The 15,747-nt window shown below is 54.2% G+C and carries 14 protein-coding genes; 3 read left to right on the top strand and 11 right to left on the bottom strand.

What is annotated here, in order from left to right; all coding sequences use genetic code 11:
• Positions 1-8 precede the first annotated feature (8 nt).
• From B1748_RS18960 to B1748_RS18985, 6 genes are all read right to left on the bottom strand, one after another.
• Complete coding sequence (locus B1748_RS18960) at positions 9-392, bottom strand: ATP synthase subunit I (RefSeq protein ID WP_087569497.1); 384 nt, start codon at positions 390-392, stop codon at positions 9-11.
• Positions 385-618 (bottom strand): AtpZ/AtpI family protein, encoded by a 234-nt coding sequence (locus B1748_RS18965; RefSeq protein WP_087569498.1) that lies wholly within the window; start codon positions 616-618, stop codon positions 385-387. The genes B1748_RS18960 and B1748_RS18965 overlap by 8 nt, the downstream gene beginning before the upstream one ends.
• 192 nt (positions 619-810) lie before the next feature.
• A complete protein-coding gene (gene wecB / locus B1748_RS18970) occupies positions 811-1,959 on the bottom strand; it encodes a non-hydrolyzing UDP-N-acetylglucosamine 2-epimerase (RefSeq protein ID WP_087569499.1) in 1,149 nt (382 codons plus the stop codon).
• Positions 1,960-2,211: 252 nt separating this feature from the next.
• Positions 2,212-2,841 (bottom strand): uracil phosphoribosyltransferase, encoded by a 630-nt coding sequence (upp, locus tag B1748_RS18975; RefSeq protein WP_087569500.1) that lies wholly within the window; start codon positions 2,839-2,841, stop codon positions 2,212-2,214.
• A 299-nt stretch (positions 2,842-3,140) separates the two neighbouring features.
• On the bottom strand, positions 3,141-4,994 hold the full coding sequence (locus B1748_RS18980; RefSeq protein ID WP_087569501.1) for an FAD-dependent oxidoreductase: 1,854 nt from the start codon (positions 4,992-4,994) through the stop codon (positions 3,141-3,143).
• Positions 4,991-5,701 (bottom strand): hypothetical protein, encoded by a 711-nt coding sequence (locus B1748_RS18985; RefSeq protein WP_143810332.1) that lies wholly within the window; start codon positions 5,699-5,701, stop codon positions 4,991-4,993. Before B1748_RS18985 ends, B1748_RS18980 begins: the two co-directional genes overlap by 4 nt.
• Before the next feature lie 165 nt (positions 5,702-5,866).
• On the opposite strand from B1748_RS18985, the gene B1748_RS18990 reads away from it, so the two are divergent.
• Positions 5,867-6,673 (top strand): helix-turn-helix transcriptional regulator, encoded by an 807-nt coding sequence (locus B1748_RS18990; RefSeq protein WP_087569503.1) that lies wholly within the window; start codon positions 5,867-5,869, stop codon positions 6,671-6,673.
• Between the two features lie 52 nt (positions 6,674-6,725).
• Here the strand turns inward: B1748_RS18990 and B1748_RS18995 are convergent, their stop codons facing one another.
• Positions 6,726-7,613: a LysR family transcriptional regulator gene (locus B1748_RS18995; protein WP_087569504.1), complete on the bottom strand. Its 888-nt coding sequence runs from the start codon at positions 7,611-7,613 to the stop codon at positions 6,726-6,728.
• A 142-nt stretch (positions 7,614-7,755) separates the two neighbouring features.
• On the opposite strand from B1748_RS18995, the gene B1748_RS19000 reads away from it, so the two are divergent.
• Positions 7,756-8,781: a YeiH family protein gene (locus tag B1748_RS19000; RefSeq protein ID WP_087569505.1), complete on the top strand. Its 1,026-nt coding sequence runs from the start codon at positions 7,756-7,758 to the stop codon at positions 8,779-8,781.
• A 43-nt stretch (positions 8,782-8,824) separates the two neighbouring features.
• On the opposite strand, the gene B1748_RS19005 is transcribed toward B1748_RS19000, so the two are convergent.
• Genes B1748_RS19005 through B1748_RS19020 form a run of 4 tightly spaced genes read right to left on the bottom strand, consistent with a single transcriptional unit; the run spans position 8,825 to position 12,991 of the window.
• Entirely contained in the window at positions 8,825-9,886 is a 1,062-nt protein-coding gene (locus tag B1748_RS19005) for an acyltransferase family protein (protein ID WP_179215668.1), read from the bottom strand.
• Positions 9,876-10,592 carry a D-alanyl-D-alanine carboxypeptidase family protein gene (locus tag B1748_RS19010; RefSeq protein ID WP_179215669.1) on the bottom strand — a complete coding sequence of 239 codons (717 nt, stop codon included), beginning with the start codon at positions 10,590-10,592 and terminating at the stop codon, positions 9,876-9,878. Before B1748_RS19010 ends, B1748_RS19005 begins: the two co-directional genes overlap by 11 nt.
• A complete protein-coding gene (alr, locus tag B1748_RS19015) occupies positions 10,576-11,898 on the bottom strand; it encodes an alanine racemase (RefSeq protein ID WP_143810334.1) in 1,323 nt (440 codons plus the stop codon). Before alr ends, B1748_RS19010 begins: the two co-directional genes overlap by 17 nt.
• A 4-nt stretch (positions 11,899-11,902) precedes the next feature.
• Entirely contained in the window at positions 11,903-12,991 is a 1,089-nt protein-coding gene (locus B1748_RS19020) for a D-alanine--D-alanine ligase family protein (RefSeq protein WP_256975765.1), read from the bottom strand.
• Between the two features lie 205 nt (positions 12,992-13,196).
• On the opposite strand from B1748_RS19020, the gene B1748_RS19025 reads away from it, so the two are divergent.
• Entirely contained in the window at positions 13,197-15,404 is a 2,208-nt protein-coding gene (locus B1748_RS19025) for an Ig-like domain-containing protein (RefSeq protein ID WP_087569509.1), read from the top strand.
• Positions 15,405-15,747 lie beyond the last annotated feature (343 nt).

Here is a 15,747-nt window from a genome sequence, read left to right on the forward strand (position 1 = left end):
GTACTGTATCACCCCTTTCCGCTGCTGTTTTCCTTAATCGTTTGAGCTATGGCCGCCGCCAGTAGCAGGAACGGCATAACCATGCTGCCCGCGAGTGCTGCCGGCAAGTTCATTACATCGGGATTCTTCAAGGCATACATGGCCAAGAGCAGAACCATCGCGATCCGGCTGCCAAATCCTAGACCTTTTCGCTTGCTGCCTTCCCGCAATGCTGCATCCGCTATCATTCCTACTCTGCGCTTCAAAAAAAACGCATTCATAGCACTGACTGAAAGCCCCGCCGCTATACCTAACATTATAGGCTTAACCGTGGGGATGAATGCCCATACAATCAAACATGTCGACAGCAAGTAGATCAACCATCGAAATGCCGATTTCAACATATTATCCATCGAAACCCTTCATCACCTTTCTGACGATCAGAATGGCTGAAAGGATACCGACAGCCAGACCGACGAACAGTCCGGAGACCGTCCAGGCTTTCGGATCGCCCAAGCGTTCCCCAGCCATGGAGCCTAGCCAATAGCCCAAAAACAAGCAAACTCCAACATCCACGCCAATAGCCCCGACCATCGCCGCGGCCTTCCATGGATTGTCTTGATTGCCATTCTGGTTCATATCGCCACAACCCCTGTCAATCCTCATTTATTTTATCCAAGCGCCGCAAGGTTTGTCAATGAAAACAGCGGCGTTTTTTGCGCGGAAGGAATTGGAGAAACCCTTATAGAATGTGGGTTCCCCCGCCCTCGCAACCGTACAGTACTACTGTATGCTGTATATTTCGCACTCGGGAGCAGGGAGTCATGACAACTATGAACTTTGTGTGAACGGATCCGGCCGATTTGGATTTCTCCCAAAATGATGCAGGATCGCATCCACGATTCTTTCGGAAGCCTTTCCGTCGCCGTAAGGATTTGCCGATTGGCTCATCCGGCAATACAGGGAAGTGTCGTTCAGCAAAGCGTTCGCACGTTCGTATACGCGCTCTTCGTCGGTGCCGACCAACTCCAGCGTGCCGGCCTGAATGCCTTCCGGACGCTCCGTCGTGTCGCGCAGCACCAGCGTAGGGACGCCGAAGGACGGCGCCTCCTCCTGCATGCCGCCGGAATCCGTCATGATCATGTAGGCGTGAGGATAAATATTATGGAATTCGAACACGTCAAGCGGCTCGATCAGACGAACGCGCGGGTGGTCGCCGAGTATTTCGCGAGCCGGCTCCCTTACCGCCGGATTCGGGTGTACGGCATAGACGATCGCGACGTCCTCGTGCTCGTCGGCAATGCGCTTGACCGCACGGAAGATGTTGCGATGCGGCTCGCCCAGCGATTCGCGCCGGTGCGCCGTCATCAGAATCATCCGTTTGCCCCGGGCCCACTCGATGACGGGATGCGTAAAGGAATCGTCTACCGTGTATTGAAATACATCGGTCGCCGTGTTGCCCGTAATATAGATCGTCTCTTCCGACTTGTTCTCCTTGCGGAGATTGTTCGCCGACCAATCCGTCGGAGCGAAATGTATGTCGGACAGAACGCCGGCGAGCTGCCGGTTCATCTCTTCCGGATACGGCGACATCTTGTTCCACGTCCGGAGGCCCGCTTCGACGTGCCCGACCTTGATCTGCTTCAGGAAAGCCGCATAGCTGGCCAGAAACGTCGTCTGCGTGTCGCCATGGACGAGCACGATATCCGGCTTCGCCTCGGCAAGGACGGGCTCAAGCCCCTCCAGCACGCGTACGGTCGTCTCCGTCAGCGTCTGGCGCTCCTTCATCACGTTGAGGTCGTAGTTTGGCTCGATCTCGAAAAACTCCAGCACCTGATCCAGCATCTGGCGGTGCTGCGCCGTTACGCACACCATCGAGACGATGTCGCGGTCCCGCTTCTGCAGCTCCAGCACGAGCGGAGCCATCTTTACGGCTTCAGGTCTGGTTCCAAATATAGTCATTACCTTAATCTTAGACAATACATCCCACTCCCAATAAAGGTAGTTCAAAAAGCTACTTTTGATCACGATGCCTATTCCAGGAGATTACTCGACATCGAATATTGAATTCAGCCGGCACTAAGCATATGCTTACGAAGTATGTTTCCTCCGGAAACATTGCAGGTGCTCACGTAGCTCTGCTACGCTCCGCTCCTCAGCTTCTAGCTTCATCCAATCTTCTCGGTGCTGAAAAGCAGCTTTTTGAACTTCTATTTGTATTACAACCTTATTTTAATTGGTGCCGAACATGCGGTCGCCTGCGTCGCCGAGGCCCGGGACGATATAGCCCTTCTCGTCGAGACGCTCGTCCAGGGCCGCTATGTATACATCGACGTCCGGATGCGCATCCTGGAACGCCTTGACGCCTTCAGGCGCGGCGATGAGGCACATCAGCTTGATCTGGTCGCAGCCTCGCTGCTTGAGCGACTGCACGGCCGCGATCGCGGAGCCGCCGGTAGCCAGCATGGGATCGATGACAATCAGCAACCGGTTCGGCGCGTCTGTCGGCAGATTTATATAATATTCCTTTGGTTGCAGCGTTTCGTGGTCTCTTGCCAATCCGATATGCCCCACTTTGGCGGACGGAATTAGCTTAAGAATGCCGTCGACCATGCCGAGACCCGCTCTCAGGATCGGAATTAAACCCAACATGCGGCCCGACACGACCTTCGCCACCGTCTCCGCCACGGGCGTTTGCACTTTAATGGTGTCGAGCGGAATTTCGCGCGTAATTTCGTAGGCCATCAAAGTCGCCACTTCATCGACAAGCTCCCGGAAGTCCTTCGTATTCGTTTCCTTGTTGCGGATGAAAGTCAGCTTGTGCTGGATCAAGGGGTGATCACAAATTACCAATTTGCTCATGGAGCATAATTCCTCCTACATTTCCTTATGCCTTCTATTGTGGCAATGAAACCTCGCCTTTATCACGCTCACAATCCCATATATTATAGCACTGTACTTTGGGCCTTGCATCTAGGTCGGAAAAATAAAAAAACATGCCCGGTCCGCAGGCCGCCATACCTGCATGGGAGGGAAGGGTCGCCGCCAAAGCTCGCCACGAAAAAAGCCGCCCGGGCAGGTGGTTACCCGACAGGCGGCTCTTCTTAATGGGGCCCATGCCGCTTGCGCACAGGCTGCTTGCTATTCGAAAGCGGCTATTGCTAGCCTCTGCAAAAGTTTAACGCGAAATGGCGAATATTGGCCATCGTATCGTATTCGAACGTCCCTTCCGGCAAAGAGGTTGTGCGGCGAATATGGCGTTCATCAGCAAACGCTTCCCCTAACGTCGACTTGATCGAAGCTTCATGCTCCGCGTGCCGCTCCGCTATCCGAACGAGCGCGACAGCCGCATGAGACATCAGCTGGAAATACAATTCGTTGAATTCCTTGCACGTATTCAGCTTATAGGACGGTTCCTTGATGACATGGTAAAGCGGGCGCCCGTATTCCTCCTCATCCGTCAGCATTCGCGACAATAGAGGCACGCTTGCCGCGTCCGCCAATCGTCCCAGCAAATAAACGGCGATGACGCTGCGGAATTGATTCGTTCGGCGGCAGTCCTTGAAGTATAATGCATCACGCCGCTCTACCATTTCCCGCAGAACCGGAGCGGCTGCAGGATCTCCTGTCAGAGCCAATGCAATCGCGGCGCCATAGCGAAGCTCGACGTCCCGGTCTGTCAACCAAGCGATGAGATGCGGAGCAATGGAACGGCCAAGCAGCTTGCAGGAATAGATAGCTACGCCCGGCATTTCACTGGCCAACGCTTCGCGAATGTCGGCCGGATCGTTCATCCACTCTATGGTTTCCCGTCGGAAGGAATCATCGAACATGACGCCCCGGTTATGTTCGTCCGTCAATGCGCCGCTCGCCCGCAAGATGTCGCGAACCTCCTCATAAGGCACCTGACCGACATCCACCCCGCTCCGGGCCGCCAATGCTGCCAGAACGCCGGCGCTTTCCCCGCATTTCTGCATATCGCGCTGCATCCGAAGCAGACTGGCAACTTCGTGGTCCATACCTATGTGACGACCTGCAGCCAGCAGCCCTTTGATTCCTTTTGGCGTCATGGCGCGCCGCGTGACAGGAACCGAAAAACACGCCGTGCTCAGGTTGGCTGCCACATACAAGTCCTGCAGCTCGATACTTTCGAGAGCATGGTCCTTGCCGTGTTTGTCGAAATCCGCATAGCCGTAGAACAGCGTTTCCGCTTCGGGGCGACCGGCCAGGACGTCTTGAATCGTGATCATTTGTTCGGCCTCGATAATCCTGCCTTCGCGAATTCCGATAAAAGGCGCGAAAAACAACACGCGCTTAGAAACATCTTCGAACACTGCCAGCTGCTGGCTGGCATGGGCCTGCATAATGCCGCGCGACAATTCGAACGGGTCGTACTGATTGACGTAACCGCTGTCGTGGTTGGTGCGGCTGATCGAACCATGCGCGGTCAGCCAGACCTTGACGCTGGTAAAGGGCATCGTTCTCCCATCGGATTCGCGCCCGCTGCGCGTGGCGCTGCCGGCCATCATCGATACGACCGCATCCGCCGTAGCATCAATGAGCGTCTGACAGCCCACCAGCCACGGTTTGCCTTCCGACCACAAGGAGACTCCTTTGACGGTATCGCCTTCCATGAATACGCCCGTTACTACCGTGTTTAGCGCAAGCGATGCGCCATGTTTGGTGATCAGGTCCTCCATAATCGTTTTCTTGGCTTCTACCCGATCAAGAAAGTGCTCCCTGCCCATCTTCCCGGCCGCTTCGTCGATGTCCACATGCAACCCGCCGGGCAAACCGTAGTAATACCCAGACACATACCCCATCGTCCCCATGCCGCCGATGCCGGGCAATCGGTCGATCCCTAGCACGCTCGCCCCCTGGGCCGAAGCCGCAATGACCGCCAATGCGCCCGCCGTTCCTACGCCCGCCACGAGAACATCAACATGCTGCGCAAAGGCCGGCTGTTCTACTTCAACCTCTCTGATCAGGCCTTCTTCCATATACCGATGTCTCATTCCGCCATCCAGCTCCTTCCCAGTTCAACGCCCGCCAGCAAGCTCTCTTCCGGCTCCGCATAGGCCTCCGCCGGCAAGTACGTATATCCTTCCGCCAATTGTGCCGGACGATCGCCTGTCCATTGGTCGAAGACATGCGCGATCGAAGCGATACGCCAGGACGCAAGCTCTTCGGGACGCAGAGCCCAGCGATTCGCCAAGCGGTGGCGTGCCTGGTCCAACGTCCAAGATTGTTCGCATTCCAGCTTCAATATAGCCGTACGATAGGCATGCGTCTGCTCTTCGGCCACCAGCTTTATGCCCGTCCACTGAACAGCAGGCAGCTCCGCTCCTTGCGGCTGGATGATTACCGCGTTAAGCGTCTTGACGACCTGCTTCCCGCTTCGCTCCAACGTCGTATCCACCAATCGTTCCGTCCTGACCGTCTGATATCCGCCCGAACCATGCAACTTCAGCACATAACCCGAATGGTCCGTCTCAATGGCAATTGTACGGGTGCCAAGCAATACATCGGCCTGCAAGTCAAGAAACCGTTTGTTGTAGGCGGCTCCCTGGGTATACACGCCAGGCTGCTTGTAGCTGTTTACAACATCATAAGCCACCATCTCCGTCGCGTTGACAATCAGCGTCTTCTTCCGGCGCTGCACGGCCTGGGCCAAACCAAGTCCTGTCGTTGTCGCGCCCAGAATAACAAGATCATAGTTCACCATTACTCCTCCATTCATCCTCATCTGACTGTATGCTTTTTTGCAGCCAAACGATATTGCATGTTAATCTAAGCTTATCAAATCAAGGGGAATTCTCTTCTCCTTTTTTGTTCAATATCTCTCCTTTTTTGAATTCGCAATTTCGAGACCCGGAGGTGCGTTCTTGTGGATATCCATACGTTAACGGTGCGTCGCCAAACCTTTCAAAATGCTAACAAGTCGAATAAAACTTATGTCTCGCATTGCTTCAAGGCGGTTTGGGTGCAGCAAGGAGAGGCGGTCTGGAACATCGCAGGACATCGAAGTTCCATCCGGAGGAACGATGTGGTATTGCTCAATAACGAAGAGAAACGCCGACTCGAAGAGATCGGCGTTAAAGAGGATTTGATTTTTCTGGTTATAGAGCTGGAACCGCGCTACTTGTACGACGTCGGGCTGCTCGCTTTATTTACGCAGCGCAGCCTTGGCTACGCTCATCGCATCATCCATGCCGATTCGACATTGGCGGAGCTGCTGCAGAAAATCGACCAAGAGGATCGGTCGCGAAGAGCCTATAGCACGGTTATGATTGCGGCCCATGTGACAGAGCTTTTGACGCATATTGCGCGAAAGGAGTCCGTAGCGCCGGCCCAGGCTACTCGCATCCCGCCCTGGATGGGCGCTGTCCTTGCCTACATCGAGCATGCCTACGACCGTAAAATCACGCTTGCCGAATTGGCCGCGATCGCGCATATGAATACTAGCGCCTTCTCCAAGGCATTCACGAAAGCCAACGGCATTGGACCGTCTCAATATTTGAAACACAAGCGGATCGGGCACGCCATCTCCCGTTTGGAAGAAACCGACCTAACCGTGGTCGCCATCGCGCTTGATTGCGGATATTCGAATATCGCCAACTTCTACAAAGCTTTTCACAGCTTGACCGGACAAACGCCCAGCGACTATCGCAACGGACAGCATACAAGAGTCTGAGCAAGACGGAACCAGAATGTCATCAGCAGGGAAGACAGTTCTCTGTCCATCTTTATTTCAGACTTAATCCTTGCAATTTTTGCGTAAATACATCAATGGCCATTGTCGTTATCGAATCCTTCATCCGTATCCATGAAAAATTTCGTTCAAGATGAATGTCATTCAGAGGAATTTCAATAAGGCATCCTGCTTCCAGTTCCCGCTGCGCAACCCGGCGTGATAAGAGCGCAATCCCCAAACCAGCGGCAACGGCTTCCTTCACCCCTTGACCACTATTGAAAACATAAGAACGCTTGACATGAAGCTCGTTTTCATTAATAAATTGATCGCTGAAAGCTCGTGTCCCGGAACCGTTCTCGCGTAGTATCCATGTTTGATGGTGTAAAAATTCGGGCTCTGTATTAGGCAAACGGGTCAACGGATGTCCCGCAGCGGCTACAATAATTAATTCATCCCTCATAAAGGGGGTAACCAGTAGATCGGTTGTCGGAACCCGCCCTTCAACAAGACCGATATCCATCCTATTCTCCCGAATCGCACGAATGATTTCTTCCGTATTGCCGATCGTCAGACTCATCTCGACTTGGGGATATTGCTCCGCAAAATCCGCAAACAAGCGAGGCACGATATATTCTCCAATCGTGAAACTTGCGCCGATCAACAACGAACCAGTCACCGTATCCTGAAGCCTTTGGATGTCGAACTTAGCAGCCTCATAAGAGGCCAATATCGCCTTCGCTCGCGTATACAGAAGCTCCCCTGCTTCAGTCAGTTTGACCTGCTTAGGAGAGCGATGCATGAGTTTGGTCCCGAATTCATTCTCTAAATTCCGAATATGTAGACTGACGCCCGGTTGGGACAAATTCAACATCTCGGCCGCTCGAGAGAAATTACTCTGCTCTGCCACTGCGACAAATACCCGAAGAGTCTCTACGATCATTGACAAGGCTCCTAATCATTAGTTTTTCTCATGATATAGATAGCAGATCCGTATTTCCCATCCCATCACCGAGTCCTTATAGTGAAGTCAAAGACATTGACGATGACAATGACGATGACGAAACAATATGGGGGAAGACAACATGAATCAAGCATATGCCACGCTGATGAAAAAGAAAAGCAACATAGAATTTAAGTCAGGTATTGCAATGACATTAGGACTTGCGCTAATAGCAAAGTATTTATCTCATTTTCCGTTTTTAAGCATTATGGGCCAATTGGTAATCGCCTTGCTGCTAGGTATGGGATGGAGAGCGTTATTCGGTATACCGAGACAGGCAATGACGGGCATTAAATTCTCCAGTACAAGGCTGTTGCGTTACGGCATCATTCTGTTAGGAATGAGGCTAAACCTCGCAGATATTGCCCGTACCGGTCCCAAAGTGCTAACCATAGCTGTTATCGCAATAACCTTTACGCTCTTTACAGTGTATGGCATCACCAGGCTCTTTAAGGTCGAAAAGCGGCTAGGCATTTTGACTGCGTGCGGTACAGCGATTTGCGGCGCTGCGGCCGTCGTCGCCATATCGCCCCAAATTAAAGCCAATGATGATGGAACAGCCGTTGGCGCAGCTACTGTAGCCATTCTTGGTACGATTTTTACGTTATCGTATACCATGTTATACCCTGTTCTTGGATTATCCAATGCACAATACGGAATCTTTTCGGGAGCCACGTTGCATGAAGTTGCTCATGTCATTGCCGCGGCATCCCCTGGCGGCAACGAGGCAGTAGATATAGCCGTTATGGTCAAATTAACACGGGTGGCTATGCTCGTACCTGTGGCCATCATAATCGGTGCTTGGACTAACAAGACGCAACGCAACGAAGATGGGAAACTAGAAAAAGCAAGTTGGAGATCTATTCCGATTCCTTGGTTTATCTTTGGATTTCTGGCTATGAGCGGCGTTAACACCCTCGGTATTATTCCTGGCAGCATCGCAAATCAGGTTGTGCTTGCAGCCTATTTACTGATTGCGATGGCTATGGCAGGTTTAGGTCTCAACGTTGATATTAGAACCTTCCGCCGTTTGGGAGTCAAACCATTCGCGGCAGGCCTGATCGGTTCGTTGTTATTATCGGGTTTAGGTTTTATGCTCGTTGCGTAACCATTCTATACAAGATGCGCTTCGATTCGCAACAGCCCGCTCTTTATGCTTGAATCGCCGGTTGACTTTGCTGCCGACGCGCTCGCCTGCGCCGCTCGGTCAGCAGCGCCACGGTCAGAGCAGCCGCGATGGATACCGCGCACACGGACACATAATGCAATAACGAGTGGCCGACCAGCCAAGCGTCAAGCCCCGTCGCACCTGCGATTCCGCGGACGGCGACGATCGCTGCGGGGTGCAGGAGGTAGATCCACTGGCTGAGGGAGCCCGCAAGAGGGCTTACGCGAATTCTCCATCTAAGCGCCAACAGAAAGAGCGCTCCCACCGCCGGGATCAGCAGGATGTACATGCTGTCGTGCCGCGGCCAGTCTGCCGCTCGCAGCGCGATCCCCTCCCCGAATAAGCCGGCCAATGACAGCAGGAACAGCGCAAGCAGCCCAGATCCGCGAGGCGTCCGCTCGGGACGCTTCGCCACCCATAACCCAAGCGCTATAAACACGGGAGCGAAGAACAAGCCATTGCGCGTGTAGTCGAACCATAGGAACATCCAGTCATAGACGCCTTCAAGCACGTCGGACCGAACAGCCAGGCCGTAATAGCTGTCGCCTAGCAGGCCGATTGCATAAAACACGATAGTAATGGCCAGCACTCCGTTAATCGATATTTTTTTATGAAGGAAATAGACGAGATGGATGCCCAGCCATAACGCCGGCAAGTACCAGAGATGATAGAACGTGCCGTCGACCAACAGATCCCTTAGCAACCCTCCGGCCGTGACGCTCCCGGCGAAATCGCCTTTGTATACGTTAAGCGGCAGGTAGATGACGATGGCAATGGCATACAGCATCGCGATTTTGCCGCCATATTTGCGCAGCGCCCGTTCATTCTTTCGCGGTCTGCCTGTCAGCTTGCGGAAGAACAGAAAGCCCGATGCCAGGAAAAATAACGGAACCGCCAATCGGCCCAACACGCCCGTCACCAGAAAATCAGCGTATTCCCCGTAAGTGAGCAACGGTCCCGTATGGATCGCGACGACCAGGAACGCCGCCGCGAGCTTGACGGCATCGACGCCCCCGTAGCGCCCTCCGGCGGGGTTAGATCTCATGGCCGTCTCCATAATAGACCGTCACGATGAAGCCGTCGGCATTGTTGCCCGATATCCTATACGCGTCGCAGGCCGGAATCGGGACGGGAGTGTCTCCATCTCGATGGGCGACCACGTAATAACTCTCCGCACTCCAGCCGTCTCCCGCATGCTCGAGCCTTTTTCCTGCGTAAGAGAAATCTCTCAAATAAGCGATGTATTCCTCGAGGCACATGTTTAGACTCTCCATGCAGGCCGCGTGAGGAACGCCGACATAACGGAAATGCCACGGCTCGCACGCAATGCCCGTCAGCTCTTCTTTGCCTTCCTTATAACGCTGGATAAAACCATAGGATGCCGCCAACGTCTTAAAGACGGCGCAGGCGCCATGATCCGGGAAGGAAGGCGCGATAAAATCCAGCTCTCCCGAGGTCTTCTCCCCCACGTCTACGGCCAGTCCCGTCTGATGCTCGCTGCAACCTGGCAAAGCCACATAGTTCGCCGTGAACACAGGCCCGTTCTCCGCAAGCGAACCGTTATAGATCGCCTTTTGCTCCTCCATCGTTCGGAAACCGCTGACGACGACGATATCCTCCCAAGCGCCGGCAGCGCGAATAAGCTTCCCTAGTTGGCCCAAACATTCCGTTTCCAACGCGATTTCCTCTTCAAGCACATGAAGATCTGCGTCTGCGACGCCCTTCAGGACGGGATTATGGAAGTCCCGCACAGGATGCTCCCGGTTGACGAGCGCCAGCTGTCCGCCATAGACGGCCTCTCTGCCAAGCCTTCTGATCCCTTCGCCCTTTTGCTTCGCCGCGCCTGGCCGAAGCGCCGCCTGCGGCACACTCGCCCGCAAAGGCTTTGCCACTCTCGTTTCTTCTATATATTCGGTTCTCGAACTTTGCATCCTCACGTTCAGGTTCCTCCAATCGCGTATAGATACGTTCTACTCGCCCGGTTAACGACGTCGAGATTTCCTGCGGAACGCTCCCGAGGAAACCGGCAAGCTCCGCGAAGGTGATGACTTCATCCCCTTGCCGCCCGATCAAAATGACCTCCGTTCCCTGCTCGCAATGCCCGGGGAGCTTGACCATAAGCTGGTCCATGCATATTTTGCCGACTACAGGCACCCGCTTGCCTTCCACCAGCATCTCCGAGCCCCGCAAACTTTGGGACCAGCCGTCGGCATACCCGATCGGCACTGTGCCGATCCACTCGTCCCCTTGGGCGATGTAGGAGTTGTCGTATCCGATGCATTCGCCTTTACGCAGCAGCTTCACTTGAAGCAAGGTGCTCCTAAGCTTCATGGCGGGTCTTAGCGATACCGACCTCACCAGCTTCTCCGGGTAAAAGCCGAACATCGCCGCTCCGATCCGCACCATGTCCATGGCGAGCCCGGGGAACCGCAGCGCGGCCGCGCTGCCCGCGCAGTGATATTGCGACACCTCGACGCCGGATGCTTTGACCCATGCCTTCATCTCCAGGAACGTCCTGTACTGCCGCTCCAGAAAGCCTGTATCCGCTTGTCCCGCCGTGGCGAAATGCGTATAAAACCCTGCGACCTCCACGTCCTCCGCTTGCAGCCAAGGAACGAACGCCTCCCATTCCTCGCGAGTTCGGAGTCCGATCCTTCCGAGTCCGGTATCCGCCTTTACATGGACCTGAAGCTTGGCGAGGCAGGAGGAGGGGCGATAAGGGGCCATGCGTCGGAACCAGTCCGCCTCCGTTACGGTAACCATCAGCTCATGCTCAAGCGCAAACATCACTTCGGCAGGATGGATCGGCGTCAATATAAGGATGGGAAGGGAGATGCCCTTCGCCCGCAGCTCCAACGCCTCGTCCAGGTAGGCGACCGCCAGCATATCCGCTCCCCCCCGTTCGGCCATCGCGGCCGACTCCGCGCTGCCATGACCATATCCCCCCGCTTTTACCACGGCCATCAACTTAACGCCGGCGGGCAGCGAGGCTTTGATGTCCCCGATATTGTCTCTTATGGCGCTTAAGTCCACTTGCGCAACCGTATCCCTGTACATGTCCTCACCTCGTATAACGAATGGTCCCCTTGTCCGCATGTCTCATGAACGCGTAATCGATCAGCTTCCCGATGAGCTCGGCATAGGTCGTGCCGTCCGTCCTCTCCCACATAACGGGATACATGCTGGTGCCCGTGAAGCCGGGAAGCGCGTTAATTTCGTTGCAATAAAGCTCTCCGTCCGCATCCAGGAAAAAGTCCACTCTCGCAAGACCGGAGCAGCACAGCGCCCGATATGCCTGCAGCGCCAGCTCCCGAATCCGGGCCGTCACGCCTTCCGGAAGCGAAGCAGGGATGGACATGACCAGCTCCTTGTCCATATATTTCGATTCGAAGTCGAAGAAAGTATGGCGATGAATGAATTCGCCCGGCAGCGAAACGATCGGACGATCGTTGCCCATAACCGCCACCTGAATTTCGCGCCCCCTTATCTCCCGTTCGATGACAAGCTTACGGTCATAACGGAAAGCTTCCTCGATGCCCTCCGCGAGCTCCCGGACATCCTGGCACCGGCTGATGCCGATGCTGGAACCGAGCGTTGCCGGCTTCACGTAACACGGCAGCCCCAGCTCCCGCTCCGCCTTCTTTATCAGCGCCGGACCTTGCTCCAGCCACTCTTCCAGACTAAAGGAGATGTACCGCGTCTGACCGATCCCCGCTTGATCCAGGAGACGCTTGGCTACGTCCTTGTCGAGCGTCGCCGCCGCCCCAAGCACGCCGTTGCCGACGTACGGCATATCCAGCAGCTCCAGCATTCCTTGAACGGTACCGTCTTCGCCGTAAGAGCCGTGCAGCAGCGGCAGCGCGACCTTTTTGCCGGGGATGGAGAAATAATGAAGCAACACGCCTCCGATGGATGCTGCGGCGTTGCCCGCCCTATCGTTGCCGCCCAAAGACGCAAGCTCGTCCATGGAGCCCGGCTTCTGCTTCTGCAGGCCGTCGCAGCACCAGACTCCCTCGCGGGTTATATAGACGGGGTACACATCGTAAGTCTCCCGATCAATCGCATTTAATACCGTGAACGCCGTTCTCAGCGACACCTCGTGTTCGACAGATTTGCCGCCGTACAGCACGAACAAATTTATTTTCATCATTGCAGCCTCCTCAAGGGAATGGAACATCTTCCACTAACGATAAACCCCAATCATTAAAAGGATTGAAAGCAAATCATAAAAAAAGCTTAAGCTTAACTTAACGTTAACGAAGCTGTTGTTGTTCATTTTCGAAGGGAAAATGCCGTTATAACAATAGAGAAGCAATTGATTCCACGAAAGAAAGGAAAGGGATGTAGTGAATTTGATGAAAAGTTGGAGCTTGTCGTTCAAGGACGCCCGCAGATGGTTTGCAGCGACGTTGGCATTAGCCCTTATGCTGGGTACGTTCGGCGGGGTCGCGCAGGCGGCCGAGGATACAGTCACGGGAATCGAGATGGATTACGAGGATGCCGATTACAATTCCGTCACCTCTTCGCTCGAGATGTTCGTGGAGGACGACAAGGTTAACGTCACGGTGCTGGCTTCCATATCGGGCTCTACGTCCAAGAAGGACGTCACGACGGAAGCTGCTTGGAAAACATCGAACAGCTCCGCGGTCAAAGTAGACAAAGGCGTATTGACGGGGGTCGGCTCGGGAACGGCGACCATTACCGCTACTTATAAAGGCTACAGCGCAACGATTAAGGCAAAATCCGATTTCGTCTACGACGAGGTTATTCTGCTTCAGAACGGCAGCACTGCGCCGACGTCCATTGCGGACATTAAGCTGGGCGAGACTGTCGTATTCACGCTGGACGGCAAGAAAGGTTCCGCCGATAGCATCGACATCACGGAAGACGCGACATGGACTTCGTCAAGCTCCTCCGTCGCGACGGTCGACGCCGGCCGCATTACGTTAGTCGGTGCCGGCACGGCAACGATCACGGCCAAGTTCAAGGGCAAGTCCGACACCATTAAGCTGACGATTACTTCCCCTTACAAATCGATCGAGATCGGTCCGGAACAGCCCGGCGACTTGCTTGATATGGAAATCGGGTCGGACGACCGAGTCCTGACCGCCACGGCTACTCCGAAGACGGGCAACACGCTTGACGTCACGGACGAAGCCAAGTGGACAAGCGCCAATACGAAGGTAGCCACGGTAGACAAAGGCGTCGTCACTGCGGTAGGCGCGGGCAAGACGACGATTACGGTATCGCATCTTGGCGTCACGGACACGCTCAACGTAGTCGTTAGGACACCTTTCCAATCCATCAGGCTTTCGCCTGAGAAGGAATACCACATGCAATTACAGGACGCGCCGCTTCAAATTCAAGCAGAAGTGCTGGACAACAAAAACAATGAAACACCCATTACGACCTTGGGAACATGGACCTCCTCCGACGTCTCCGTCGCCATTGTATCGCAAGGCAAGGTGACACCAAAGGGCGTAGGCACGACCAAAATTACCGTTTCCCATCTGGGCATCAGCCGCAGCATCGACGTAACCGTCTATCCAAGCATCCGGAAGATCAAAGCCGAGAAAACGGAAATCGACGGTTTCAAAGGCATTACGGGCGAGCTGCCGAAGATTACGGCAACGACGTTCGATGGCTCCACCATCGATATCTCCAAGCTCGTGAAATGGACGAACTCCGATGACGAGATCGCCGAGCTGGACGGCACTAAGTGGACGGCCAAGGCGCTGGGGGAAACGACTTTCACCGCAACGGCGCAAGGCTACGAAGCCGAAGTCACGCTGACTGTCCACCTCAAACCGGTTAAGCTTATCGCCGAGACAAAGGATTTGAGCATCATCACAGGCAAGTCCTCCGATCTTCCGAAGGTGAGCGTGATCTATGAGGATGGCGAGGAAGCCGATATTTCCAAGTCGATCGAATGGAAGACAACATCGGACAACATTCTGTTGTTGGAGAAATCGATGAAAGGCTTGGAGGCGTCCACCGTCACATTGACCGGCACGTACTTGAACAAGACAGTCTCCGTTCGCGTGAAGATCGAGGAAGAAATCGTGAGGTTCGAGGTGGATCCTAGCATCATCGAGCTTAATCCGAACCGTTCCAAGTCGATCAAAGTATACGGCTATTATAAGGATGGCAAAAAAGTTTCCATCGGCACCAAGATGAACTGGACCGTTGCGAACAGCAATATCGCAACCGTAAGCGGCACTTCTTCCGTCAAGGCTCTTAATGTAGGCACGACCAAGGTAACGGGCTCTTACCAGGGCAAGACGGTAGAAATCCCTGTACTCGTTACTCCCAAGCTGAAGTCGCTGCAGTTGTCATCCAAATCCGCACAGCTCGCGATCGGCGGCACTTACAGCGTAACGATCCAGGCCGTCTATCTCACAGGCAGCCCCGTTGACACCACTACAGCCGCTGTATGGACTTCGTCCAAGGAAAGCGTAGCTACCGTGAAAGACGGCAAGATCACCGCAGTGAGCAAAGGCTCGGCTACAATCAAGGCATCTTTCGGCGGCAAGAGCGCATCGTTCCGGGTAACGGTGAAATAATCAAATAAAGGTAAAAAGCCTTCCAGCCGATATTTCTTCGGTTTGGAAGGCTTTTTTTCATACAAGTTTGCCTTGTCTGGCACGTGTAGAGTAAAGGGCTGGGACTACCAGCCCCTCCTCATCAAACCGTACGTGCGGTTTTCCCGCATACGGCTTTCCGACGTTCTTCACCTTGCGCAGTACGTACTCGTCCAGGTCGTGACGGATTGTAACCCTGCTTCCTTTAGCATCTTGAAGAATCCGGATTGACGCAGCCTCCACCTTTTAAACTTCTTCCGGCAGAAGATCATCAGCCTCTTACGGATATACCAGTCGATCTTGGCCAAAAAGCCATTGGCTAGGC

The sequence above is a fragment of the Paenibacillus sp. MY03 genome, assembly GCF_002165585.1.
Lineage (GTDB): Bacteria > Bacillota > Bacilli > Paenibacillales > Paenibacillaceae > Pristimantibacillus > Pristimantibacillus agaridevorans.

What these genes read in the sequence shown, in the direction of transcription:
- alr (WP_143810334.1), bottom strand. Translation starts at nt 11,898, where the DNA reads ATGTACAGGGATACGGTTGCGCAAGTGGACTTAAGCGCCATAAGAGAC.
- B1748_RS18980 (WP_087569501.1), bottom strand. Translation starts at nt 4,994, where the DNA reads ATGAGACATCGGTATATGGAAGAAGGCCTGATCAGAGAGGTTGAAGTA.
- upp (WP_087569500.1), bottom strand. Translation starts at nt 2,841, where the DNA reads ATGAGCAAATTGGTAATTTGTGATCACCCCTTGATCCAGCACAAGCTG.
- B1748_RS19020 (WP_256975765.1), bottom strand. Translation starts at nt 12,991, where the DNA reads ATGATGAAAATAAATTTGTTCGTGCTGTACGGCGGCAAATCTGTCGAA.
- B1748_RS19000 (WP_087569505.1), top strand. Translation starts at nt 7,756, where the DNA reads ATGAATCAAGCATATGCCACGCTGATGAAAAAGAAAAGCAACATAGAA.
- B1748_RS19025 (WP_087569509.1), top strand. Translation starts at nt 13,197, where the DNA reads ATGAAAAGTTGGAGCTTGTCGTTCAAGGACGCCCGCAGATGGTTTGCA.
- B1748_RS18960 (WP_087569497.1), bottom strand. Translation starts at nt 392, where the DNA reads ATGGATAATATGTTGAAATCGGCATTTCGATGGTTGATCTACTTGCTG.
- B1748_RS19005 (WP_179215668.1), bottom strand. Translation starts at nt 9,886, where the DNA reads ATGAGATCTAACCCCGCCGGAGGGCGCTACGGGGGCGTCGATGCCGTC.
- B1748_RS18995 (WP_087569504.1), bottom strand. Translation starts at nt 7,613, where the DNA reads ATGATCGTAGAGACTCTTCGGGTATTTGTCGCAGTGGCAGAGCAGAGT.
- B1748_RS18965 (WP_087569498.1), bottom strand. Translation starts at nt 618, where the DNA reads ATGAACCAGAATGGCAATCAAGACAATCCATGGAAGGCCGCGGCGATG.